This window comes from Tistrella mobilis (assembly GCF_041468085.1).
In the GTDB taxonomy this organism is placed as follows: Bacteria; Pseudomonadota; Alphaproteobacteria; order Tistrellales; family Tistrellaceae; genus Tistrella; species Tistrella mobilis_A.
Genome location: NZ_CP121017.1, coordinates 420570 through 445700 on the forward strand (window position 1 = coordinate 420570; position 25131 = coordinate 445700).

At 68.1% G+C, this 25131-nt stretch carries 22 protein-coding genes; 19 read left to right on the forward strand and 3 right to left on the reverse strand.

The features are described 5' to 3' along the window. Positions 1–32 precede the first annotated feature (32 nt). The gene (locus tag P7L68_RS07705; RefSeq protein WP_062761555.1) at positions 33–1553 is read right to left on the reverse strand and encodes a UbiD family decarboxylase; all 1521 of its coding nucleotides are present in this window, start codon (positions 1551–1553) and stop codon (positions 33–35) included. Between the two features lie 102 nt (positions 1554–1655). Between P7L68_RS07705 and P7L68_RS07710 the strand changes: the two genes are divergently transcribed. Then, positions 1656–1919, forward strand: coding sequence for a hypothetical protein (locus P7L68_RS07710; protein ID WP_372003891.1), 264 nt, complete (start codon positions 1656–1658; stop codon positions 1917–1919). On the opposite strand, the gene ubiA is transcribed toward P7L68_RS07710, so the two are convergent. Further along, entirely contained in the window at positions 1885–2841 is a 957-nt protein-coding gene (gene ubiA, locus P7L68_RS07715; protein WP_372003892.1) for a 4-hydroxybenzoate octaprenyltransferase, read from the reverse strand. The genes P7L68_RS07710 and ubiA overlap by 35 nt on opposite strands. Positions 2842–3013: 172 nt before the next feature. Here ubiA and P7L68_RS07720 point away from each other — a divergent pair, with 172 nt between their 5' ends. The 7 genes from P7L68_RS07720 to P7L68_RS07750 all read left to right on the forward strand — a co-directional run bounded on the left by P7L68_RS07720 (position 3014) and on the right by P7L68_RS07750 (position 12006). Next, positions 3014–3799 carry a 16S rRNA (uracil(1498)-N(3))-methyltransferase gene (locus P7L68_RS07720; protein ID WP_372003894.1) on the forward strand — a complete coding sequence of 262 codons (786 nt, stop codon included), beginning with the start codon at positions 3014–3016 and terminating at the stop codon, positions 3797–3799. Between the two features lie 195 nt (positions 3800–3994). Beyond that, complete coding sequence (gene gshA, locus P7L68_RS07725) at positions 3995–5236, forward strand: glutamate--cysteine ligase (RefSeq protein ID WP_372003896.1); 1242 nt, start codon at positions 3995–3997, stop codon at positions 5234–5236. A 171-nt stretch (positions 5237–5407) separates the two neighbouring features. Then, complete coding sequence (locus P7L68_RS07730; protein WP_372003898.1) at positions 5408–6787, forward strand: aspartate aminotransferase family protein; 1380 nt, start codon at positions 5408–5410, stop codon at positions 6785–6787. A 14-nt stretch (positions 6788–6801) separates the two neighbouring features. After that, positions 6802–7788: a MurR/RpiR family transcriptional regulator gene (locus tag P7L68_RS07735; protein ID WP_372003900.1), complete on the forward strand. Its 987-nt coding sequence runs from the start codon at positions 6802–6804 to the stop codon at positions 7786–7788. 42 nt (positions 7789–7830) lie between these two features. Next, the gene (locus P7L68_RS07740; protein ID WP_372003902.1) at positions 7831–8694 is read left to right on the forward strand and encodes a 3-keto-5-aminohexanoate cleavage protein; all 864 of its coding nucleotides are present in this window, start codon (positions 7831–7833) and stop codon (positions 8692–8694) included. Between the two features lie 52 nt (positions 8695–8746). Beyond that, positions 8747–9709 (forward strand): TAXI family TRAP transporter solute-binding subunit, encoded by a 963-nt coding sequence (locus P7L68_RS07745; RefSeq protein ID WP_372003904.1) that lies wholly within the window; start codon positions 8747–8749, stop codon positions 9707–9709. A 128-nt stretch (positions 9710–9837) separates the two neighbouring features. Beyond that, complete coding sequence (locus P7L68_RS07750; RefSeq protein ID WP_372003906.1) at positions 9838–12006, forward strand: TRAP transporter permease; 2169 nt, start codon at positions 9838–9840, stop codon at positions 12004–12006. An 81-nt stretch (positions 12007–12087) separates the two neighbouring features. On the opposite strand, the gene tldD is transcribed toward P7L68_RS07750, so the two are convergent. Continuing rightward, entirely contained in the window at positions 12088–13533 is a 1446-nt protein-coding gene (tldD, locus tag P7L68_RS07755) for a metalloprotease TldD (RefSeq protein WP_372003908.1), read from the reverse strand. Positions 13534–14133: 600 nt separating this feature from the next. Here tldD and coxB point away from each other — a divergent pair. The 11 genes from coxB (at position 14134) to thrC (ending at position 25082) form a co-directional block, all read left to right on the forward strand. Further along, on the forward strand, positions 14134–14973 hold the full coding sequence (gene coxB / locus P7L68_RS07760) for a cytochrome c oxidase subunit II (RefSeq protein ID WP_372003910.1): 840 nt from the start codon (positions 14134–14136) through the stop codon (positions 14971–14973). Positions 14974–15011: 38 nt separating this feature from the next. Then, positions 15012–16607 carry a cytochrome c oxidase subunit I gene (gene ctaD / locus P7L68_RS07765; protein ID WP_372003911.1) on the forward strand — a complete coding sequence of 532 codons (1596 nt, stop codon included), beginning with the start codon at positions 15012–15014 and terminating at the stop codon, positions 16605–16607. 227 nt (positions 16608–16834) lie between these two features. Next, entirely contained in the window at positions 16835–17767 is a 933-nt protein-coding gene (cyoE, locus tag P7L68_RS07770; RefSeq protein WP_372003913.1) for a heme o synthase, read from the forward strand. After that, a complete protein-coding gene (locus P7L68_RS07775; RefSeq protein WP_372003915.1) occupies positions 17764–17979 on the forward strand; it encodes a hypothetical protein in 216 nt (71 codons plus the stop codon). The genes cyoE and P7L68_RS07775 overlap by 4 nt, the downstream gene beginning before the upstream one ends. A gap of 44 nt (positions 17980–18023) precedes the next feature. Then, complete coding sequence (locus P7L68_RS07780) at positions 18024–18695, forward strand: cytochrome c oxidase assembly protein (RefSeq protein ID WP_372003917.1); 672 nt, start codon at positions 18024–18026, stop codon at positions 18693–18695. Between the two features lie 172 nt (positions 18696–18867). Continuing rightward, positions 18868–19677 (forward strand): cytochrome c oxidase subunit 3, encoded by an 810-nt coding sequence (locus P7L68_RS07785; RefSeq protein WP_372003919.1) that lies wholly within the window; start codon positions 18868–18870, stop codon positions 19675–19677. An 8-nt stretch (positions 19678–19685) separates the two neighbouring features. Continuing rightward, on the forward strand, positions 19686–20084 hold the full coding sequence (locus P7L68_RS07790) for a DUF983 domain-containing protein (RefSeq protein ID WP_372006795.1): 399 nt from the start codon (positions 19686–19688) through the stop codon (positions 20082–20084). Between the two features lie 9 nt (positions 20085–20093). Beyond that, positions 20094–20879, forward strand: a complete 786-nt coding sequence (locus P7L68_RS07795) for an SURF1 family protein (protein ID WP_372003921.1) — start codon at positions 20094–20096, stop codon at positions 20877–20879. Positions 20880–20956: 77 nt separating this feature from the next. Continuing rightward, positions 20957–21961, forward strand: a complete 1005-nt coding sequence (locus P7L68_RS07800; protein WP_372003923.1) for a heme A synthase — start codon at positions 20957–20959, stop codon at positions 21959–21961. A 35-nt stretch (positions 21962–21996) separates the two neighbouring features. Further along, positions 21997–23535: a carboxypeptidase M32 gene (locus tag P7L68_RS07805; RefSeq protein WP_372003925.1), complete on the forward strand. Its 1539-nt coding sequence runs from the start codon at positions 21997–21999 to the stop codon at positions 23533–23535. 143 nt (positions 23536–23678) lie between these two features. Then, entirely contained in the window at positions 23679–25082 is a 1404-nt protein-coding gene (gene thrC / locus P7L68_RS07810; RefSeq protein WP_372003926.1) for a threonine synthase, read from the forward strand. The last annotated feature ends 49 nt before the right edge of the window (positions 25083–25131 follow it).

The window sequence follows — 25131 nt, forward strand, 5'->3', positions numbered from 1 at the left end:
TCCGAAGGCTCATCAACCTGGGCGTTTGTGTTTCAGTCCTTCACCGGCTTCCAGATCGCCTGCCCCGATCCGGGCAGCCCCAGTTTCGGCCAGATCTGGTCGATCCGGTCGATGACCGCCTGGTCCATGCGCAGCTCCTTGCCCCATTCGCGCTTCGTCTCGGGCGGCCATTTGTTGGTGGCATCCAGGCCGATCTTGGAGCCGAGGCCGGATTCGGGGCTCGCGAAGTCCAGATAGTCGATGGGGGTGTTCTCGATGACGGTGATGTCGCGCGCCGGATCCATGCGGGTCGACATCGCCCACATCACGTCCTTCCAGTCGCGCGCATTGATGTCGTCATCCACCACGATCACCCATTTGGTGTACATGAACTGGCGGAGATAGGACCACACTCCCATCATCACCCGCTTGGCATGACCCGGATAGGCCTTGCGCATCGACACCACGGCGATGCGGTAGGAACAGCCTTCGGGCGGCAGCCAGAAGTCGACGATTTCCGGGAATTGCTGGCGGATCAGCGGGATGAACACTTCGTTCAGCGCCTCGCCCAGCACCGAGGGCTCGTCCGGCGGCCGGCCGGTGAAAGTGGAGAGGTAGATCGGCTGGCGGCGCATGGTCACCGCGGTGACGCGGAAAACCGGGAAGGGCTCGACATTGTTGTAATAGCCGGTGTGGTCGCCATAGGGCCCCTCGTCGCCGTAATCGTCGAGGCTGACCTCGCCTTCCAGCACGATCTCGGCCGTGGCCGGCACCTTCAGCGGCTGGCTGACCGCATCGACCAGCTCCACCTTGCGGCCGCGCAGCAGGCCGGCGAACTGGTATTCCGACAGAGTATCGGGCACGGGCGTGACGGCGGCCAGGATCGTGCCCGGATCGGCGCCGATGACGGCGGCGGCCGGCAGCGGCTCGCGCTTGTTCAGCCCCCAGCGGCGATGATGCTGGGCACCGCCGCGATGGCGCAGCCAGCGCATCAGCGTGCGATCCCGCCCCAGAACCTGCATGCGGTAGATGCCGAGATTATAGCCGTCGGTCTTCTCGCCCCCGGGGCCGCGGGTCACCACCAGCGGCCAGGTGATCAGCGGTGCCGGCTCCCCCGGCCAGCAGGTCTGGACCGGCAGACGGGTGAGGTCGATCTCGTCGCCGCGCAGGACCACCTCCTGCACCGGTGCGCGCGAGACCGTCTTCGGCCGCATCGCCATCACCGTCTTCATCAGCGGCAGCATGTCCAGCGCTTCGCGCCAGCCGCCCGGCGGCTCGGGCTGGCGCAGGAAGGCCAGGGTCTCGCCCACGCCGCGCAGCTGCGGCGGCTCGCGGTCCATGCCCCAGGCGACCCGCTCCACCGTGCCGAACAGATTGACCAGCACCGGCATGGTCGACAGGCTGCCATCCGGCATCACCGGCTTTTCGAACAGCACCGCCGGGCCGCCTTCGGCCAGCAGCCGGGTCTGGATCTCGGTCATTTCGAGCACGGTGGAGACCGGCTCGCGGACCCGGACCAGACGGCCGGTGGCCTCAAGACGGGCCATGAAGTCGCGCAGGCTGTCATAGGGCATCGGTGGCGGCCTCGCTTCGGCTTTGGGTATGCCCGGACTTGACCCGTCCCGGGGGGCGGGGTCAAGTGCACAGGCGACGTTCAGACATGCGTGGAGCAGATGATGGCGGCGAAGGATCCCGAGACAAGTCCCGAAGCCCGATCCGGCCTCAAAGGACGGCTGCGGGGCATCTGGGCGCGGTTCGATCTGATCGACCGCCAGCTGGTCAAGGTGGCGGGTGCCGTGCTGATCATCCTGATCCTGCGCCCGTTCCTGCCGCCTGCCGTGGACATGCCGGCGGGGGCCTGGATCCTGGCCGTGGCGCTGCTTCTGGCCCGGCCGCTCGCCCGGCTCATCCGCCGAGGGGGACCTGGCGGGCCAGGATGATGGTGGCGAGCAGGATCAGCCCCATGTCGCGGTTTGACTTGAACAGTTTCAGGCACAGCGCCGGGTCGTCGATATCGAGCTTGCGGATCTGCCAGAACAGATGCGACGCCGTGAAGGCCATGGCCAGCACCCAGCCGGTACCGAAACCGGCGGCGAGACCCGCCGCCACGGTGAAGCCCCAGAAGACCAGATAGAACACCGCCACCGCCGGCCTGGTGCGCCGGCCGAGGGCGAGGGCGGTGGATTTCACCCCCACCAGCAGGTCGTCCTCGCGGTCCTGATGGGCATAGATCGTGTCGTAGCCGAGGGTCCAGAAGATGCCGCCCGCATAGAGCAGCAGGCCGGGCGTCATGGCGGCGAGATCGGCGGCACCGCTGGCGGCGGCCCAGCCGACCAGGGCCGCCCAGTTGAAGGTGAGGCCCAGCCAGGCCTGCGGCCAGTAGGTGATCCGCTTCATGAACGGATAGGGCACGATCAGCGCCAGCGAAGCGAGGCCGATGACGATCGCCGGCACCGGCAGCATCATCAGCACCGCCAGGCCGACCAGCCCCTGGGGCACCAGGAAGAGCAGCGCCTGGAGCGGCGTCACCCGGCCGCTCGGGATCGGCCGGCTGCGGGTGCGCTCTACCTTCGCATCATAATGCCGGTCGGCCAGATCGTTGATCGTGCAGCCGAAGCCGCGCATGGCCACCGCGCCGATCAGGAAGGCCAGCATCAGCACGATATCGGGCAGGCCGCCCTGCGGGGCGGCCAGCGCGATCGCCCACCAGCCGGGCAGGAGCAGCAGCCACCAGCCGATCGGCCGGTCCCAGCGCGCCAGCAGCGCATAGGGCTTCAGCCCCTCGGGCAGCAGACGCATCAGCCCCTTATCGGCATGGATATCGGTATGACCGGTCCTGGACTTCGCGGCCGGTTCGGCCATGGCGCTGCTCCTCGGGCTCTGGCTCCTGGGGCGTCGGGCGGCGACGGATCCACCCCATGCCGGTTTATCCCCTGGGCGCAGGGTTGCCAAGGGCGGCAATGCACCGGCTTGGGCTTCAAACCCGCGGTCAGGGGCGCTATAGCTCATGGGGAAGAGCCGATACGGAGATCCCATGGCCGCCGATGCGCCCCGCCTTTACCTTGATCCCGACCGTCTGACCGGGCCGATGACGGCCGGTGCAGAGCTGCTGCTCGACGAGGACCAGGCCCATTATCTTCGGGCGGTGATGCGGCGCGAGGCGGGGGCGGCGCTTGCCCTGTTCAACGGCCGGGACGGCGAATGGGCGGCAGAGCTGGTGCCCATGGGCAAGCGCGGCGCGGCTGCGCGGCTGGTGGCACGGCACCGCCTGCCGGTGCCCGAACGACGGCTGGAGCTGGTGATGGCCCCGGTCAAGCGCGGCCCGGTAGAGTTTGCGGTCGAAAAGGCGACGGAACTCGGCGTCACCGCGATCCGTTTCGCGGTCACCCGCCGCACCGTCGTCGACCGGTTGCGCATGGACCGGCTGGCCGCCATCGCGCGCGAGGCGGCCGAGCAGTGCGAACGGCTGACCGTGCCCGCCATTCATGCCCCGGAACCGCTGGATGCGGTGCTGGACGGTCTGGGCGACCTGCCCGTCGTCTTCGGCGACGAGACCGGGGCCGGGCGTCCGGCCGCGGACGTCGCGGCCATGCTGGGAGATGGTCCGGCCGGGCTGCTGACGGGGCCCGAGGGCGGCTTCGATCCGGCCGAGCTTGACCGGCTGAGGGGCCGGCCCCATCTGACCGCGATCGGCCTGGGCCCGCGCGTGCTCCGGGCGGAAACTGCGGTCATCGCGGGGCTTGCCATCCTGCAGGCCCTGGCGCCAGATGGCGGCGGCGCCCGCCATCGACCCGGGCCGCCGACCACCGTGCCGGGCTGACGCCCGGCCGGGAGATCCGTTTCAGGGGCGCCCTGCATGCGGCGTCCCCGGTGCCGCCACCAGGGGGGCACCGACCGGCCCGGTCCTGCCGGGCCGCATGCCCCGCCGGCCGGTCATCACGATCAGGGTGGCGGGCGCTCTTCCCGCCGACAGACGCCCGTCTGCCGGATCCGACACCCGGAGGCCGCCCGTCCCATGCAGACGCTCATTCTGCCGCTTCTCGACGACATCCTTGCATCCCAGGCCGACAAGGTCACCGCCTGGTTCGATGCCCGTTTCACCGAGACCCCGGCACTTCCCTATGCCTCGGTCGATCTGCGCCATTCAGGCGTCAAGATCGCCCCGGTCGACACCAACCTGTTCTCGGCCGGGTTCAACAACATTTCCCGCGCCGCCCGCGGCCGGGCGTCGGAACGGTTCAAGACCCATCTGGCGCGGGTGGCACCCGACGGCCGGCGGCTGCTGATCGTGCCCGAGAACCACACCCGCAATCTGCACTACCTGGAAAACGTGCGGGTGCTGGCCGGAATCATCGAAGAGGCCGGCTGGGAGGTCCGTCTCGGCAGCCTGATGTACGACCTGGACGAGGCGATGGTGCTGGAGACGGCGACCGGCGCCGATATCCGGGTTGAGCCGCTGCGTCGCGAGGACGGCCGGATCGGCACCGCCGACGGCTTCGTCCCCGATGTGGTGCTGATGAACAACGACATGACCGCGGGCGCGCCCTCGATCCTGGTCGATCTGGAACAGCCGGTGATCCCGCCGCTGTCGCTCGGCTGGTATCGCCGGCGCAAGAGCGGTCATTTCTCTGCCTATGCCCAGGTCGCCGACGCCTTCGCCGAGGAATTCGATGTTGACCCCTGGCTGATCCAGGCGCTGTGGCACCAGTGCGGCCAGATCAATTTCCGCGAAAAGGCCGGGCTCGGCTGCGTCGCCCGCGGTGTCGACAAGGTGCTGCACCTGACCCGCGAGAAGTACCGGCAATACGGCATCGAGAGCGACCCTTACGTCTTCGTGAAGGCCGACAGCGGCACCTATGGCATGGGCGTGATGACCGCCCGGTCGGGCGAAGACATCCTGGAGATGAACAAGAAGACCCGGCACAAGATGAACGTCATCAAGGAAGGTGCCCTCAACACCGAGGTCATCGTCCAGGAGGGCGTGCCGACGGTCGACCTGATCGATGGCGAGAGCGCCGAGCCGGTGATCTATCTGGTCGACGGCCGGGCGGTCGGCGGGTTCTACCGGGTCAACAAGGGCCGGGGCGAGTATGACAGCCTGAACGCTATGGGGGCCTATTTCACCCAGATGTGCGACGAGGTCGAACCGCGGATCGAGCCGGCGGGCAATGGCGGCGACGCCCCCTGTCCCTTCCGGGTCTTCGGCGTGCTGGGCAGCCTGGCCGCCCTGGCTGCCGCGCGCGAGCAGGTCATCTGAGCCGGCCCGGAACGGCTGCCCGATGAACACGGGGGCCATCCGGCCCCCGTGTTTCATATCGGCCGCCGATGAAACATCTGCAACGCATGTGTTTCAGTAAAACGGACGTTGCATCCATGATTTCAGCGGCCTAGCATCATCCGGACCCCCCGATCATCCGGATGAGACGCCATGTCCGAGATTCCGCTGCGCCGTAACCGCGCCCAGTCCCGCGTGCTCCATCGTGCTTCCGCCGCCGAGCCTGCCGTCGCCGTCGGCGGCGAGGGCTGCTGGCTGATCGACCAGGATGGCCGCCGCTATCTGGATGCCTCGGGCGGGGCCGCGGTCTCGTGCCTGGGCCATGGCGATCCGCGGGTTCGCGCCGCGATCCTGGCCCAGCTCGACCGGGTCGCCTTCGCTCATACCGGCTTCTTCACCAACGAGCCGATGGAGCGCCTGGCCGATCTGCTGTCCGAGGCCGCCCCTGACGGCTTCGGCAAGGTCTGTTTCGTCTCGGGCGGGTCCGAGGCGATCGAGAGTGCGCTCAAGATCGCCCGGCAGCATGCGGTGGAGCGCGGTGATCCGGCTCGCACCCGGGTGATCGCGCGCCGGCAGAGCTATCACGGCAATACGCTGGGCGCGCTGTCGGCCACCGGCAATGTCGGCCGGCGCCGGCCCTTCCTGCCCTGGGTGATGGGCGATGTGGTCCATGTCGCCCCCTGCCATGCCTATCGCTATCGTCTGCCCGGGGAGAGCGACACCGGATACGGCGCCCGGCTCGCGGCGGAATTCGAGCGCGAGCTGCTGATCCAGGGGCCCGAGACCGTGCTCGCCTTCCTGGCCGAGCCGGTGGTCGGCGCGACGCTTGGTGCGGTCCCCGCGGTCGAGGGCTATTTCAAGGCGATCCGCGAGATCTGCACCCGCCATGGCGTGCTGCTGATCCTCGACGAGGTGATGTGTGGCATGGGACGGACCGGCCATACCTTTGCCTGCGAAGCCGATGGCATCGCCCCCGACATCATCGTCATGGCCAAGGGGCTGGGCGCCGGCTATCAGCCGATCGGCGCGGTGCTGGTCTCGGACGAGATCGCCCGGGTGATCGAGACCGGCCGGCTGGGCCTGACCACCGGCCATACCTATATGGGCCATCCGGTTGCCTGCGCCGCCGCTCTGGCGGTGCAGGAGGCGATCCGCGACGACGGTCTGGTGGCCCGGGTGCGCGAGATGGGGCCGGTTTTCGAGCGGCTGCTGCGCGAGGGCCTGGGCGACCGGCCCTATGTCGGCGACATCCGCGGCCGCGGCTTTTTCCGCGGCATCGAGCTGGTGGCCGATCGCGACAGCAAGGCGCCGTTCCCGGCCGGGGCGGGGCTGTGGAAAAAGATCAAGGAAGAGGCCTTCGCCCGGGGGCTGATCTGCTATCCGGGCGGCGGCACCGTCGACGGGCTCTCGGGCGATCATGTGCTGCTGGCGCCGCCCTTCATCGCGACGGAAGAGGAGCTGGCGCTCGCCGTCGACCGGCTGGGGGCCGCGATCGATGCCGCGCTCGCCGCGACCGGTCTGGCGGCCGGCTGATCCAGGGGGCAATGATGACCGGAGCGGCAGGCGCGGACGAGGTGCTTCAACGGATCGAGGCCGGCATGGACGGTCTCAGCCCACAGCTGCGCCGCGCGGCGCGCCACCTGCTCGACCATCCCGACCGCGTGCCCCTGGTCTCGATGCGTCGCCTGGCCGATGAAGCGGGGGTGACGCCCGCCACCTTCGTGCGCCTGGCTGAAAAGCTGGGCTATGCCGGCTTCACCGAACTGGGGGCACTGTTCCGCGACCGGCTGGCCGGTGGCGGCGACGGCCGCTATGCCGACCGCTCGCGCCGGCTGCAGCGTCTGGGGGCCGGCGACGGCCCAGCCGGGCTGGTCGCCGACTTTCTGGCGGCCGACCGGGCCAATCTGGACCGCAGCCTGGGGGCCGACGCGGCCCCGGCGCTGGCGGCAGCCGCCGGAGCGATCGTGGCGGCCCGCCGGGTGGTGGTGGTCGGCCAGCGCAAATGCCACACCCTCGGCTTCTTCCTGGCTTATGCGCTCGACCTTGTCCGGCCCGGCGTCGCGCTTGCCGGCGATGCGGCGGGGCTCTTGCCCGACCGGCTGCGGGATCTGGGGCCGGGCGACGTGCTGATCGCCGCAACCATCACCCGCTATGCCCGGGCGACCCGCGATGCGGTGGTCTTTGCCGCCGGTACCGGCGCGACCGTGGTGGTGCTGACCGACGACCGCGACGGCCCGGTCGCCGCCTATGCCGATCATGTCCTGCTGCTGGCCCATGACGGGCCCGGGATCTTCCGCTCCCTGACCGGCGGGCTGGCCCTTGCCCAGGCCCTGGTCGGGCTGGTGGCGGTGGGCATCGGCGCAGCTGCCGACGACCGGGTGGCCCGGGCCGAGGCCCATCTCGACGGATTTCGCACATTGCTGGATGGTCCGGCGCAACGACCTTCCATCGCACACCGCGGATCGCGAAAAGATCGCTCAACTTCGAAGCCCGGTGCGATCACGGGCAGACAAGGCCGGATCGATGGTGGATGATCGGCGGAGCATCTTGTCCGCCCCCAGCAAGAGGCAGCGTTGATGACGACGGCTTATGACACGCCAGTGGTTCTGGCGGTGGCACCCAATGGTGCACGCCGCGGCAAGGCCGATCATCCCGCTTTGCCGCTGACGCCGGCTGAGCTTGCGCGCGCCGCCGTCGATGCCGTGGCGGCGGGTGCCTCGATGATCCATCTGCATGTCCGCGATGCCGATGGCCGGCACAGCCTGGACGCTGATCTCTACCGCGCGGCCGTGGCGGCGGTGGAAGACGCCGCCGGCGGCCGGCTGGTGATCCAGGTGACCAGCGAGGCGGCGGGGCTCTACGAGGCGCCGGCACAGATCGCCGCCATGCGGGCGTTGATGCCCGGCTTCTGTTCCCTGGCCCTCAGGGAGTTCCTGCCCGAAGGGGCGGGGCGCGCGGCCGAAGCCGATCTCGCCCGGCTGCTGGATGATCTGGCCGCTGCGGGTGGCCGCTGGCAGTGGATCCTCTATGATGCCCAGGAGGTTGAGCGTCTGGCCCGGCTGCGTGACCGGGGCATGCTGCCGGTGGCCGACGGGCTTGAGGGCGGTGCGGCGCCGGTGCTCTATGTCCTGGGGCGCTATGCCCCGGGCGGCGGCCGGCCGGGGGATCTGATCGGCTTTCTGGCGGCCCGTGCCGAAACCGGTTTCGAGGACCCCTGGATGGTCTGCGCCTTCGGGCCGGCGGAGCTGGCGGCGACCGGGGCGGCGATGTCGCTGGGTGGCCATGCGCGGCTCGGCTTTGAGAACAACATGACCTTGCGCGACGGGGCCCCCGCCCCGGACAACGCCGCACTGATCGGCCAGGCGGCCGGGGTGGCGGCAGCGCTGGGGCGGCCCGTCGCCGATGCGGCGTCGGTGCGTGCCCTGTTCGGGCTCCGCTGAGCGGGGGCCCGAAGACTTTCAACGATCGAGTAACGAGGGGAAAGGGAGAGCGATGTTCGTTCGCAAATCGGCCCTTGCGGCCACCGTCTTCGCCGCGGGTCTGGCGGGTGCCACGGTTCCGGCCGTGGCGGCCACCGACATTCTGATCGGCGGCGGTGCGGTCACCGGCGTCTACTACCAGGTGGCGCTGCAGGCCTGTGCCATCATCAACAAGCAGGCGGCCGACAAGCTGAACTGCGTCGGTCGTCCGGCGCTGGGTTCGGTGTTCAACGTCAATGCCGTCAGCCGCGGTCTGCTCGACTTCGGTGTCGCCCAGTCGGATGCCAACTACAATGCCTGGAGCGGTGCCGCCGACTGGGACGGCAAGAAGGTCGAAAACCTGCGCAGCGTGTTCTCGGTCCATCCCGAGACCGTGCTGCTGGTCACCCGCAAGGAGACCGGCATCAAATCGGTCGAGGATCTGAAGGGCAAGACCGTCAATATCGGCAATCCGGGCTCGGGGCAGCGCGGCAATGCCATGGACGTGCTGGACCTCTACGGGATCAATCCGGATGCGGATCTGAACGCCCAGGGTCTGCAGCAGGGTGAGGCCTCGCGCGCCCTGGTCGACAGCAAGGTCGATGCCTTCTTCTACACCGTCGGCAACCCGTCGGCGGCGATCGAGGATCCGGCGAACTCGACCGAGATCGACCTGATCAACATCAACTCCGACGCGATCAAGAAGTTCGTCGAGGAGCGGCCGTATTATGTGATGACCAGCATCCCGGCCAACACCTATCGCGGCGTCGATCACCCGACCGAGACCTACGCGGTCAAGGCGACGATGATCACCAGCTCCGATGTCTCGGAAGAGACGGTCTACACCTTCGTGAAGACCTTCTTCGACAACTTCGACACCTTCAAGGGGTCGAACGCCGCCTTCCGCGACCTGGATCCGAAGCAGATGCTGGAAGGGCTGACCGCCCCGCTGCATCCGGGCGCCGAGAAGTACTACAAGGAAAAGGGCTGGATGTAATCCGGCACGGATGCCGCCGCCCGGTTGGGGAACCGGGCGGCGGCATCGTCTTTATGCATATCTGCTTCACGAGGTTTCATGCGCATTCCAAGCCGCACCTGCGGCGAATGCCGGGGAGGAGGGGCCTGATGGCTGCATCGCAAACGGGGGGCCGCGGTGCACCCCCGAAGGGTGAGGGCGACATCGCGGCGGCCGAGGCCCTGGTCGCGCAGGTGGAAGCGGGGGCACGCGCGCCGAGAAGCCCGGTGATGCGCTGGCTGATCGTCGCGCTCTGCCTCGGCTGGTCGGCCTTCCAGCTCTACATCGCCTATGTGCCCTTCGACCAGTTCCTGGCGCGGGTCTTCCACCTGACCTTCGCCATGCTGCTCGCTTTCCTGTGCTATCCCGCCTATCGCGCGCCGGATGGCCGCCTGGCGAAGCTGCTGGATCGCCTGTCCGGGGGGCCGCGTTCGGCGCTGGCAAAGGTGCCGGTCTACGATCTGGTGCTGGCGGTCGTGGGCGCCGTCGCCGTGCTCTATCTCTGGTGGGATTACGAAGAGATCGTCATGCGCGCGGGTCTGCCGCTGGAGCGTGACATCTGGTTCGGCCTCGCCACCATCATCCTGCTGCTCGAAGCCGCCCGACGCACGCTCGGGCCGGCGCTCGCGATCCTGGCGATCGTCTTCCTCGGCTATTGCGTCGTGGGCCCCTGGCTGCCCGGCATCATCCGCCATCAGGGCGTGCCGCTCGATTTCCTGATGAGCGACATGTACCTCAGCGATACTGGCATCTTCGGCGTGCCGATCGGCGTCTCGGTCAGCTTCGTTTTCCTGTTCGTGCTCTTCGGCGCGCTGCTCGACCGCGCCGGTGCCGGGCGCTATTTCATCGACGTCGCCTTCTCGCTGCTCGGCCATCTGCGCGGCGGGCCGGCCAAGGCGGCCGTTGTCGCCTCGGGGCTGACCGGGCTGGTGTCGGGCTCGTCGATCGCCAACACCGTGACCACCGGCACCTTCACCATCCCGTTGATGAAGAAGGTCGGCCTGCCCGCCTACAAGGCCGGTGCGGTCGAGGTCGCAGCCTCCACCAACGGCCAGCTGATGCCGCCGGTGATGGGGGCGGCTGCCTTCATCATGGCCGAAATCCTGGGCATTCCCTATCTGGACGTGGTGCGCGCCGCCCTGATCCCGGCGGTGATCTCGTATCTGGCGCTGCTCTATGTGGTCCATCTTGAAGCCTGCAAGCTGGACCTGAAGCCGGTGCCGCGGTCGGAACTGCCGCGCTTCCGCCAGACATTCTTCGCCGGGCTGCACTTCCTGATCCCGGTGATCGTGCTGATCTGGTACCTCGTGGTGTTGCAGCGCTCGGCCACGCTGTCGGTGCTGCTCGCGATCGAGGCCATGGCGGTCATCATGATCCTGCAGCGGCCGATTCTGGCCTGGCTGACCCGGAAGCCGGGCGCACCCATGGGGCAGATCCTGCGCGACGGGGTCGCCCAGGGGCTGCAGGACATCTTTGACGGGCTGATCAACGGCGCCCGGAACATGGTCGCGGTGGGCATCGCGACCGCGGCCGCCGGTATCATCGTGGGCGCCGTCACCATCACCGGTCTGGTCGGGCGTTTCGTCACCCTCATCGACGTGATCAGCTTCGGCAACATCTACCTGATGCTGGTGCTGACCGCGATCACCTCGATCATTCTGGGCATGGGTCTGCCGACCACGGCCAACTACATCATCATGGCGACGCTCACCGCGCCGGTGATCGTGCAGCTGGGCGGCGATGCCGGGCTGATCTTCCCGCTGATCGCGGCCCATCTCTTCGTGTTCTATTTCGGCATTCTGGCCGACGACACGCCGCCGGTCGGGCTTGCCGCCTATGCCGCCGCCGCCATCGCCCGCGCCGATCCGATCAAAACCGGCATCCAGGGCTTCACCTACGACATGCGGACGGCGATCCTGCCCTTCATCTTCCTGTTCAACACCGATCTGCTGATGATCTCGGGCGTTGATGATGCCGGGCGGGCGGTGTGGATCGACGATCCGATCCGTCTGGCCTGGATCTCGATCTGTGCCGTGGCGGCGATGTTCGCCTTCGCGGCCGGGCTCCAGGGCTGGTTTGCCCGGGCCTGCAAGGGCTGGGAGCGGCTGGCGCTGTTCGCCGTCGCCTTCGCCATGTTCCGGCCGGGTTTCCTGGCGCCCTATATCCCCCTGATGGGGCGGATCGAGGTGCAGGCGCTGGCACTCGCCTTGTTTGCCGCCATCTATCTCTGGCAGCGGCGCACCGCCGGGCCGGACCGCAGGCCGGCTGCGGTTCGCTGAGCTGAGCTGCGGCACGACACGGAAAACCCCCGCCGGGCGGCCTGCCCGGCGGGGGTTTTCAATTGGTCGGAGCCTTGCGGCTCAGGCGGCGATTTCGGTGCCGCCCACCGTCAGCCCGTCGATGCGCAGGGTCGGCTGGCCCACGCCCACCGGCACCCACTGGCCGTCCTTGCCGCAGGAGCCGATGCCGCCGTCGAGCGCCATGTCGTTGCCGATCATCGATACCCGCTTGAGCACGTCGGGGCCGTTGCCGATCAGCGTCGCGCCCTTCACCGGCCGGGTGATCTTCCCGTCCTCGATCAGATAGGCGAGCGAGGCCGAGAAGGTGAACTTGCCCGAGGTGATGTCGACCTGGCCGCCGCCGAACTCCTTGGCATAGAGGCCACGCTTGACCGAGGCGATGATCTCGGCCGGGTCCTTGTCGCCGCCCAGCATGTAAGTGTTGGTCATCCGCGGCAGCGGCTGATGGGCATAGCTTTCCCGGCGGCCGTTGCCGGTGACCGGCACGCCCATCAGCCGGGCATTCATCCGGTCCTGCATATAGCCCTTCAGGATCCCGTCCTCGATCAGCACGGTGCGAGAGGACGGCGTGCCCTCGTCGTCGATGGTGAGCGAGCCGCGACGGTCGGGGATGGTGCCGTCGTCGACCACGGTGACGCCGGGGGCGGCCACACGTTCGCCGATAAGCCCTGAGAAGGCCGAGAGCCTGCGGCGGTTGAAATCGCCTTCCAGACCGTGGCCCACCGCTTCATGCAGCAGGATGCCGGGCCAGCCGGAGCCAAGCACCACCGTCATCTCGCCGGCGGGTGCCGGGGCGGCCTCCAGGTTGATCAGCGCCTGAGAAAGCGCCTCCTCGACCAGGGCCTGCCAGCGCTCGGGAGCAACCCAGCCGGTATAGCCGGCGCGGCCGCCGGCGCCGGCATAACCGCTTTCCTGGCGGTCACCTTCCCCCACCAGCAGCGAGACGCCGATACGGACCAGCGGCCGCACGTCGCGGGCCGAACTGCCGTCGGGGCGCAGGATCTCCACCACCTGCCAGTTGGCCGAGAGCGTGGCGCTGACCTGCCGGACCCGGTTGTCGCGCGCGCGCGCCCAGGCGTCGATCTCGGCCAGCAGCTTCACCTTGTCGGCAAAGGGCATCGCATCCAGAGGGTTGCCCGGCTGGTAGAGGGCCGGACCGGGCTTCGCAGGCGCCAGATCCAGCGTGCCGCCATGGCCGCGCAGCACGGCGCCGACCGTGTCGGCGGCACGCGCCAGCGCGCCGTCGTCGATCTGGCTGGCATGGGCGTAGGCGACGGTATCGCCGGCCACGGCCCGCATGCCGAAACCCTGAACAGTGTCGAAAGTGGCCGAACGCAGATGGCCGTCGTCGAAGCCCAGCACCTCGGACTGACGGTATTCGAGGAAGAGCTCGCCGTCATCCGCCCCTCTGAGCGCCTCGGCGACCTGGCGTTCCAGGCGCGAGCGGTCGAGTGCCCCCGAGGCGAAGAAGGGATCGGTGGCGGTGAGCTTGGCGGTATCGGGCATTGGTCGCGGGCCTTACCTGGTCGGACGATCGGGGGTCGGGGGCAGTCGGAAATCGGGGTGGTCGGACGTTGCGGCGGTGGGACGTTGCGACGAGCGGAACTCCGGGACGGGGCGGAGGGTTGCCCCGGCATGTGGCAGGCGACTGGTGCCGGCCAGAGGGTTGGACGTCGGCGTGTCGTTCATGCATGTTATATGGAGCGGTCGGCCGGGGGATATAAGGGATCGTTCGCAGAGCGCTCAGCTTCAGCCCGTCCACCCCGCGCAGGCACCGCCTTTCTCTCCGGACAGCCGTCGTTGCATTCCGGACGAAATGGCCCGGACCGCATGGCGGATTCGCCTCCAGGTTCTGTGCGACAAGTTGTCGCATTTTTCCCGAGCGGACTCCGCTTCAGCCTAAGAAGCACAGAAAAACCGCGGAGACTCCAACCGTGGTTGAGCTGCATGGACACCATATCCGTGCAGCTTGTTAGACTTACGGGCGTCGTGTAGCCTTGGTCGCAGCCAATGCGGCCAATTGCCACACGAAGGCGAACTGAGGACGTGGTCTAACGCCGTCCGGCAGAAGACGGGCGGAGCCATCCGCAGGGGGAAGGCCCAAGAATGAGGTCCAAGGATCTAGTCTCTTCGCTGATCGCGGTCTGCGCCGTTCTGTTCGGGACGGGCGGGGCGGCGTTCGCGGAAGGAGTTGCCCATGACTGGCAGCTCAATCTCCAGGCGCCGGCGACGCCTGTCATGGAGCGGGTCGTCGATCTGCATGACATCCTGCTCTACATCTGCTTCGGCGTGTCGATCTTCGTACTCGCCCTGCTGGTCGTCGTCGTCCTTCGCTTCAATCGGACGTCCAACCCGACTCCGTCGAAGCGCTCGCACCACACCCTGCTCGAGATCGGCTGGACCGTTGCCCCGATCCTGATCCTGGTCGTGATCGCGATCCCCTCCTTCCGTCTGATCTATTTCGAGAACAAGGTGGAAGAGGCCGATCTGACCATCAAGGCGATCGGGCATCAGTGGTACTGGTCTTACGAATACCCGGACAACGGCAACTTCACTTTCGTCAGCAACCTGCTGGAAGGTGATGCGCTCCCGGCCGGCGGCCACCGCCTGCTGGAGGTCGACAACCGGGTCGTCGTGCCGGCCGGCAAGACCGTCCGCCTGCTGATCACCAGCGAGGACGTGCTGCACAGCTTCGCGATGCCGTCCTTCGGCGTGAAGATGGACGCCGTGCCGGGCCGGCTGAACGAGACCTGGTTCCGGGTCGACAAGCCGGGCGTCTATTACGGCCAGTGCTCCGAAATCTGCGGCGTGCGGCACGGCTTCATGCCGATCGTGATCGAGGCGCGGGCCGAGGGCGATTTCGAAAACTGGGTGACCGAAGCACAGGGCAGGTTCGCGCGCGTCGACGGGGCCGACGAGGTCCGGGTCGCGCTGGCGGGCCAGTGAGCTTCCGCGGGCACATCCGATAACGAGAGGGATTGGTCATGGCACACGCGGGCGCACATGACGCTCACGGCGCACACCATCCGACGGGCTGGAAGCGGTGGGTCTTCTCCACGAACCACAAGGACATCGGCGTGATGTACCTTGTGTTCGCGGTGGTCGCCGGTCTGATCGGCGGTTTCTTTTCAATGCTGATCCGTGCCGAGCTGGCGTCTCCGGGCGACCAGATTTTCGGCGGCGACTATCAGTTCTACAACGTGGTCATCACCGCGCACGGCCTGATCATGATCTTCTTCGTGGTCATGCCGGCGCTCATCGGCGGGTTCGGCAACTATTTCGTGCCGCTGATGATCGGAGCGCCCGACATGGCGTTCCCGCGGATGAACAACATCTCCTTCTGGCTGCTGCCGCCGTCCTTCGCGCTGCTGCTGGGCTCCGCCTTCGTCGACGGCGGTGCGGGCACGGGCTGGACGATCTATCCGCCATTGTCGGGCAATGTGTCCCATGGCGGTGCGGCGGTGGACATGGCGATCTTCTCGCTGCATCTGTCGGGTGCGGCGTCGATCCTGGGCGCCATCAACTTCATCGTCACCATCCTGAACATGCGCGCCCCGGGCATGACGCTGCACAAGATGCCGCTCTTCGCCTGGTCGATGCTGGTGACGGCCTTCCTGCTGGTGCTGTCGCTGCCCGTGCTGGCCGGCGCCATCACCATGCTGCTCACCGACCGCAACTTCGGCACGGCGTTCTTCGACCCGGCCAAGGGCGGTGACCCGATCCTGTTCCAGCATCTGTTCTGGTTCTTCGGGCACCCCGAAGTCTACATCATGATCCTGCCGGGCTTCGGCATCATCAGCCACGTGATCTCGACCTTCTCCCGCAAGCCGATCTTCGGCTATCTGGGCATGGCCTATGCCATGGTCGCGATCGGTGTCGTGGGCTTCGTGGTCTGGGCGCACCACATGTTCACCGTCGGCCTCGATGTCGACACCCGCGCCTATTTCACCGCAGCGACCATGGTCATTGCGGTGCCGACCGGCATCAAGATCTTCTCGTGGATCGCCACCGCCTGGGGCGGCTCCATCGAGTTCAAGACCCCGATGCTGTTTGCGATCGGCTTCATCTTCCTGTTCACCGTCGGCGGCGTGACCGGTGTCGTGTTGTCGAATGCAGGGGTGGACACGGTGCTCCACGACACCTATTACGTTGTGGCGCACTTCCACTACGTGCTGTCGCTGGGCGCGCTGTTCGCCATCTTTGCCGGCTTCTACTACTGGATCGGCAAGATGTCGGGCCGGCAGTATCCCGAGACGCTGGGCAAGATCCACTTCTGGCTCACCTTCATCGGCGTGAACCTGACCTTCTTCCCGATGCACTTCCTGGGGCTGGCCGGCATGCCGCGCCGCATCCCCGATTATCCGGATGTGTATGCGGGCTGGAATCACGTCGCCTCGATGGGGGCTTACATCTCGGGCTTCGCCGCGCTGTTCTTCGTCTACGTGGTGTTCCGCACGTTGACCGCGGGTCAGAAGTGCGCCGACAATCCGTGGGGCGAGGGTGCAACCACCCTCGAATGGACGGTGACGTCGCCGCCGCCCTTCCACACCTTCGAGGACGGTCTGCCGCGCGTGAAGTGACGGCAGCCTGACGAGACCGGTCCTTCGGGGCCGTGGCCGGCGGCACCCATGCCACGGCGCGGCCCCGAAACCGCCCGACCCCGTCCCGGCCATGCCGGCCGGACCGGTCGGCCGGACAGGTGCCGGAACGGGTGGATCGGGATGCGGCGGAAAAATCGTCCGAAGCGCAGCTCATCCAGGTCGGTGCCGTCCCCCGCACCGCGTCCAGAAGACCAAGGCCCACGCCCGTGACCGACTCCGTCTACACCTCCACCGCCGTTGCCGCAGATGCCGCATCCCCCGCGGCCGATCCGTCGGTGCGGGATTTCATCGCCCTCCTCAAGCCGCGCGTCATGTCGCTGGTGGTGTTCACGGGCGCCGTCGGCATCTATCTGGCGCCCGGCCACCTGCATCCGGTGCTGGCCTTCGTGGCGCTGCTCTGCATCGCGGTCGGTGCCGGGGCGTCGGGGGCGATCAACATGTGGTACGACCGCGACATCGACGCGGTCATGGCCCGCACCGTCGACCGGCCGATCCCGGCCGGGCGCATGGAGCCCGAAACCGCGCTCGCCTTCGGCGTGGCGCTGGCGGTGGCCTCGGTGGTGGTGATGGGCCTTGCGGTCAATCCGGTGGCGGCGGCGCTGCTGGCGCTGACCATCGGCTTCTATGTCTTCATCTACACCATGTGGCTGAAGCGCAGCACGCCGCAGAACATCGTCATCGGCGGTGCCGCAGGCGCCTTCCCGCCCATGGTCGGCTGGGCGGCGGTCAGCGGCGACGTCTCGCTGGGCGGTCTGGTGCTGTTTGCACTGATCTTCATGTGGACCCCGCCGCATTTCTGGGCGCTGGCGCTCTACCGGGCCGGCGACTATGCGCGCGCGGGCGTGCCGATGCTGCCGGTGGTGGCCGGTCGCCGTGAGACCAAGAAACAGATCCTGATCTACACGGTGGCGCTGATCCCGCTGTCGGTGGCGCCCTGGGCGATGGGCCTGGCCAGCCTCTGGTACGGTCTGGCGGCGGGCGGGCTCAGCCTGATCTTCCTCGGCCATGCGATCCGCGTGGCCAAGAGCGAGGACGACCGGGCTCCCAAGGCGATGTTCGGTTTTTCGATCCTCTATCTGTTCGCCCTGTTCGCCCTGCTGGTGGTGGACAAGGCGGCGGGTCTGGGGAGCTGGTCATGACGCCTGCCGATACCCGCAACGGTCCCGCCGAGACCCATGACGCGGCGGAATACGATCCGCAGCGCGCCGTGGTGGAAGAGCGGGTCGACCCCGCTTCCGCCGAAGCGAAGGACCGGATGCGGCGCATGCGGCAGCGCAATTGGGCGCTCTTTGCCCTGCTCTGGGCGATGGTGGCGCTGTTCTTCGCCATCACCATCGCGAAGATGAGCTGACGAAGGGGTATCGGGTCGTGAGCGAGGCGGATGGACGGGAGGATATGGCGACCGGGCGGGCGCGGCGGCAGCGGCGCGGCAAGCTCGGCACCCTGATCGGCGTCGGCATGCTGCTGGGCGGCATGACCGTGCTCACCTCGTATTCGGCCACGATCTACAACCTGTTCTGCCAGGTCACCGGCTATGGCGGCACCACCCAGGTGGCGGATGCGACCGAGGTGCCGGTGCTCGATCGGGAGATGAAGGTTCGCTTCAACGCCGACACCGCCCGCGGCATGCCCTGGGGCTTCTTCCCCGAGCAGCGCGAAATGGTGGTGAAGGTGGGGGAGCGCCATCTCGCCTTCTACAAGGCGGTCAACAACAGCGACCGGCCGGTTCTGGGCCAGGCCGCCTACAATGTAACGCCCCAGAAGATGGGGCTCTATTTCGACAAGATCGACTGCTTCTGCTTCACCGAGCAGCTGCTCATGCCGGGGCAGTCGATCGACATGCCGGTCAGCTTCTACATCGATCCGAAGATGGCAGACGACCGCAATGTCGATGAGGTCCGCACCGTGACGCTGTCCTACACCTTCTTCGATCTGGGGGAGGAGGGGCTGCAGAGCTATCTGGAGCGGACCGGGCGGAAACTTGAGGATTTCGCGACCGTAACGCCGGGCACCAGCCTGGCGGACGGCGCCCGTACCGGAGGCCAGATCCGCCCCGCGGGCGGTTGAGGCGGATGGTCGGAGACCAGAAAAAGGGACGGAAACGCCCGGACCATCCCTGCGGTCCGGTGCAGGGAGCTGCCGGGGGCGGGGGTGCGCCCCGTCCCCGGGCCGACGGCCGACGCCGGACGAGGGCGGCTGCCAGGGGTCATGCGGCATCGGCCTTGAGGAGGAGTGTAGAATGAGCGAAGCACACGCCGCGCACACCAAAGTGCACGATTATCATCTCGTCGACCCGAGCCCGTGGCCCTTCCTGGGGGCCATGGCCGGCCTGCTGATGGCGGTCGGCGGGGTCATGTTCATGCACAACAACCCGGTGGGCTGGCTTGTCCTGCTGGTGGGCTTCCTCTGCGTGCTTGGCGTCATGGCCGGCTGGTGGCGGGACGTCATCAAGGAGTCGGTACAGCACAAGGCCCATACCGGCGTGGTCCAGATCGGGCTGCGCATGGGCATGGTGCTGTTCATCGCCTCGGAGGTGATGTTCTTCGTCGCCTTCTTCTGGGCCTATTTCAACGCCTCGCTGTTCCCGACCGAGGCGATCGGCGGTGTCTGGCCGCCCGAGGGCATCGAGACCTTCGATCCCTGGCACCTGCCGCTGATGAACACCACCATCCTGCTGCTGTCGGGCACCACGGTGACCTGGGCGCATCATGCCCTGCGCGAAGGCGACAACCGTACCACCGTGCAGATGCTGGCGATCACCGTCGGTCTCGGCGTGTTCTTCTCCTGCGTCCAGGCCTATGAATACAGCCACGCCACCTTCGCCTTCAGCGATGGCGTCTATGCCTCCACCTTCTACATGGCGACCGGTTTCCACGGCTTCCATGTGCTGGTCGGCACCATCTTCCTGGCCGTCTGCCTGCGCCGGGCCATGGCGCGCCAGTTCACCGCCCAGAAGCATATCGGCTTCGAGGCGGCGGCCTGGTACTGGCATTTCGTCGACGTGGTCTGGCTGTTCCTGTTCGTCGCGATCTACGTCTGGGGCCGCTGATGGCCGATATGCGAAGCGGAGGCGGGGATTGGCCGGCGGTTAACCCGCTGGCTGCCGGCCTCCGCTGCCGCTGTCCACGCTGCGGCGAGGGGCGCCTGTTCCGGGGGCTTCTCGCCGTTCGCGATTCCTGCGACCGCTGCGGCCTGGACCTTCGGGACGTGGCAAGCGAGGATGGCCCCGCCGCCTTCGTGATCCTGATCGCGGGCTTCATCCTGATGGCGCTGGTGCTTTGGGTGGAACTCACCTGGGCGCCGCCGATCTGGCTGCATCTCGTGATCTGGCTGCCGCTGGCCGTTGTCCTGTCGATCGGCCTGCTCCGGCCGATGAAGGCGTGGATGGTCGCCCAGCAATACCGCCACCGCGTCCTTGGTCTCGGCCGGGACGAGGACGGCACCACCGGAGACTGACCCCCCATCATGCCCGCCGCTGATCCGTCGCCGTCCGGTTCCCCGCATGCCGGCCGCGCCGGCCGCCCCGCCAGCAAAAAGCCCAAACGGGCCGGACTTCTGCTCGTCCTCGTGGTGCTGGCCGTGGCGGCCATGCTCGGCCTCGGCACCTGGCAGGTGCAGCGTCTGGCCTGGAAGACCGATCTGATCGGGCAGCGTGCGGCGAGCCTCGCCGCCGATCCGGTCGCGCTACCGGTCTTCGGCCCGGCCGCCACGCCTGACGAGCTGGCAGAATGGTCCTTCCGCCGGGTGCGGATGACCGGCCGTTTCCTTCATGACAAGGAACTCTATCAGGCGGCCAAATCGCTCAACGGCAATTCCGGCTACCACATCCTGACCCCGTTCGAGCGCACCGGCCTGCCGGGCGGCGCCGCGCAGACCGTGCTGGTCAGCCGCGGCTGGGTGCCGCTGGACCACAAGGACCCGGCCACCCGTGCGGCCGGCCAGATCCCGGGCGAGGTGACCGTCACCGGCATTGCCCGCGTGCCGGGGACGAATGCCTGGGTCGTGCCCGACAACCGGCCGTCCGAGAATTTCTGGTTCACCATCGACACGAAGGTGATGGGCGATTTCGTGGACGAGACCCTGGCGCCGGTCTATGTCGAAGCTGATGCCACGCCCGTGCCGGGCGACCTGCCCAAGGGCGGCCAGACCCGGTCGGAGCTGCCCAACGACCATCTTCAGTACGCGATCACCTGGTATGCGCTGGCGATCTCGCTGATCGTGATCTATGTCGTCTACAGGCGGCGGCATTGATCCGCCCGCCTGCGACCGATCGCCGACCGCCTGCCTCCGCCTGATCGCTCTCTGACCCGAACCGTTACGGCCGTCCGATGAAACCCTCCATCCGTCGCTTCCGTGCCGTCGCCGGCATCGCCATCGTCGCCACCTTCGTGCTGATCGTTCTGGGTGCGGTGATCCGCGCGACCAATTCCGGGCTGTCCTGCCCCGATTGGCCGCATTGCTACGGCTTCTGGGTGCCGACGCCGGCCAAGCTCGCAACCGTGCCCGGGATCGACTACACCTTCACCCAGGTGATGTATGAATGGGTGCACCGCTTCATTGCCGGCGTCATCGTCGGGCCGCTGACCCTGGTCCTGGCGATCTGGGCGCTGGTCATGCGGCGCGAGAACCTGCGCCCCGCCCTGTTCGGCATCGCCGCCCTGGCGCTGCTGCTGGTTCAGGGGCTGCTGGGCGGGCTGACGGTGCTGGACCGGAACTCTCCCTGGAGCGTCGCGGTTCACCTTTCAAACGCCCAGCTGGTGCTGGCGATGCTGATCGGCATGTATGTCTCGGCCGGCCGGCCGGCGCAGAGTGCTCTGGTCTGGACCGAGCCGGTCAGCCGCGGTACCAGGCTGGCCGTGTTCGTGGTTGCCCTGATCGCCCTGTCGACGATCGCGGCCGGGGCGATGATGGCCAAGAACGGCGCCTCGCTCGCCTGCTCGACCTGGCCGCTCTGTGACGGCGAGGTGGTGCCGCCGCTCGACGATCCGCTGATCGCGCTGCACTTCACCCATCGGGTGCTGGCCGGCATCACGGCTCTTTCGATCCTGGCCCTGTTCATCTGGGCCCACCGGGCCCGCCGGCGGGCGCCGGGCTTCGCCCGCGACATGCACCGTACGCTGGGGCTGGTCGCCCTTCAGGTCTGCGTCGGTGCTGCGGTCATCTTCCTGCAGGTGCCGGTCTGGACGGCCGCCACCCATCAGGGCATGGGGGTGCTGGTGCTGGCCTCGCTGGTGGTGACCCTGCTGCATCTGGCCTTCGGCCCCGGCACCGCGGCCCCTCGCGGACGACCGGAGCCCGTCGCCGGCCGTGCCGCAACGGCTCGCGGCGCCTGACCACCCGTTCTCCGATCACAAGGACGTCTCCGCCGATGCCGGCCATGACCGAACTTGAGGCGCGCTTTCGCCGCCTGTCGCATATCGAAGGCGCCGAGGGCGTGCTCAGCTGGGATTGGGCGGTGAACATGCCCAAGGGCGGCGCCGTGGTGCGCTCCGCCCAGATGGCGACCCTGGCTGAAATCGGCCATGACATCCTCACGGCTGCCGACCTGCCGGCGCTGTTCGACGATGCCGCGGCCGAACTCGCGGGGGCGATGCCAGCCGATGAGGCTGCCGCCGACCGGCTCGACTGGCAGCGGGCGAATCTGGCCGAGATGCGGCGGCGCCATGCCCATGCCACGGCCCTGCCGGCCGATCTGGTCCGGCGCCGTGCAGAGGCGGCCTCCGCCTGCGAGATGATCTGGCGCGAGGCGCGCGCGGCTGATGATTTCGCCCGCTTCGCCCCGGCGCTCGCCTATGTGCTGAAGCTTGAGCGCGAGGCCGCCGCCGCCAAGGGCGCCGCACTCGGCCTGCCGCCCTACGAGGCGCTGCTCGATGCCTACGACCCCGGCCGGCGCACGGCCGATATCGACCGGATCTTCGCCCGGCTGGAAATCGAGCTGCCGATGATCCGCGAGGCGGCGCTCGCCGCCCAGGCGGCCCGGCCGGAGCCGATCCGGCCGAAGGGGCCGTTCCCGGTGGCGGCGCAGCGCGCGCTGGGCATCCGGCTGATGACGATGGCGGGCTTTCCTTTCGATCATGGCCGGCTGGATGTCAGCCACCACCCCTTCTCGGGCGGCGTGCCGGATGATCTGCGCATCACCACCCGCTATGACGAGGCCGATTTCGCCGAAAGCGCCATGGCGGTGCTGCACGAAACCGGCCATGCACTCTACGAGCACGGCCTGCCCCGCGACTGGCGCGACCAGCCGGTGGGTCTTGCCCGCGGCATGACCATCCATGAAAGCCAGTCGCTGCTGACCGAGATGCAGGCCAGCCGCAGCCGGCCGTTCATGACCGCCTTTGCCGCCGCGGCACGCGAGGCCTTCGGCGCCGATGCCGGCGATCCGGCCTATGATGCCGACAATCTCCATGCGCTGATGGTGCGGGTGCGGCCGGGCTTCATTCGGGTCAATGCCGACGAGGTGACCTATCCCGGCCATGTCATGCTGCGCTATGGGCTGGAGCGGGCGATGATCGCCGGCGACCTTGCCGTGGACGATCTGCCCGGGGCCTGGCGCGAAGGCATGGCCCGGCTGGTCGGCGTGGTGCCCGACACCGATCGTGACGGCTGCCTGCAGGATATCCACTGGCCGAGCGGCGCCTTCGGTTATTTCCCGACCTATTCGCTGGGGGCGATGGCGGCGGCGCAGCTGTTCCAGGCCGCCCGCCGCGCCCTGCCGGCGCTTGATGACGATCTTGCCCGCGGTGATTTCTCGGGCCTGCTCGGCTGGCTGCGCACCCATGTCCACGGCCAGGGCTGCCGCTGGTCGGCAGACGAGCTGATCGTGCGGGCGACCGGCGCGCCGCTCTCCGCCGACGCCTTCCTCAGCCATCTGCGTCGCCGCTATCTGGGGGAAAACCCGGCCTGACCCCGGCCCCGGCGCCGGGACGGCCGGGTCCACATGGCTGACCGGCGCCGCTGGTCGATTGATCGGGCGCGCCGGTCCCGGTAGTCTCGGCGCAGCTCCGGCCCTTTCCGGCCTCCCGACTCTCACGACGAAGGTTGACCTCCGTGCAGTACATCAGCACCCGCGGCCGCGCGCCGCGGCTCGATTTCGGTCAGGTTCTCCTCGACGGTCTCGCCCGCGATGGCGGCCTCTATCTGCCCGAGAGCTGGCCCCGGGTCGAGCCGGCCACCATGCGGGCCTGGCGGGGGCTGGACTATGCGGGTCTCGCGAAGCAGGTGATGCGGCTCTTCGTCGGCACGACCATTGCGCCGGCCGATCTCGACCGGATGATCGACGACACCTATGCCGGCTTCGGCCACAGGGCGGTGGCGCCGCTGAAGCAGCTGGGCGCGAATGAATGGGTGATGGAGCTGTTCCACGGCCCGACCCTTGCCTTCAAGGATTTCGCCCTGCAGCTGCTCGGCCGGCTGTTCGATCATGCGCTGGAGCGTTCGGACCGGCGCGGCGTGATTCTGGGGGCGACTTCGGGCGATACCGGCTCGGCCGCGATCGAGGCCTGCCGTGATCGCGCACGGCTGGACGTGTTCATCCTGCACCCGCTGGGTCGCACCTCCGAGGTGCAGCGCCGGCAGATGACCACCGTGCTCTCGCCCAATGTCCACAACATCGCCATCCGCGGCACGTTCGACGATGCCCAGGACATGGTGAAGGCGGCGTTCGGCGACGAGACCTTCCGTGATCATGTCGGGCTGACCGCGATCAACTCGATCAACTGGGCGCGGATCGCGGCCCAGGTGGTCTACTATTTCCATGCCGCGCTGGCGCTGGGGGCGCCTGACCGCGAGGTTGCCTTCGCCGTGCCGACCGGCAATTTCGGCGATGTCTATGCCGGCTATATCGCCGCCTCGATGGGTCTGCCGGTGGCAAAGCTGATCGTGGCCACCAACGAGAACGACATCCTGGCGCGGTTCTTCCGCAATGGCGACTATTCCTCGGCCGGCGTGCGGCCGACCTGGAGCCCGTCGATGGACATTCAGGTCGCCAGCAATTTCGAACGGCTGCTTTTCGATCTGAAGGGCCGCGATGGCGAGGCGACCGCCGCTGCCATCCGCACCTTCCGCGAGACCGGCAGCCTGCCGGTCACCGATGCCGAGGTCGCGAGGGCGCGGCTGCTGTTCGATGCCGGCGCCGCCGATGACGGCCGTACCATCGACACCATCGCCCGGGTTTTCGCCGAGACCGGCGAGATCCTGGATCCGCACACCGCCGTGGGTGTGTCGGTGGCCCGCGACCGCCGCGACGGCCTGCCCGCCGGCACGCCGGTCGTGGTACTGGCGACCGCCCATCCGGCCAAGTTCCCGGATGCGGTCGAAAAGGCGATCGGCCGTCGCCCGGCCCTGCCGGAGCGCATGGCAGACCTGATGGAGCGACCGGAGCGATATGACACACTGGAGGCTGACGTTTCGGTCCTGACCTCCCATATCCTGTCGCATCGCCGCAACGCCTGACCATTCCGGTCCGGCTGCCATCCCCGACAGAAGGGCAGAAGACGCCATC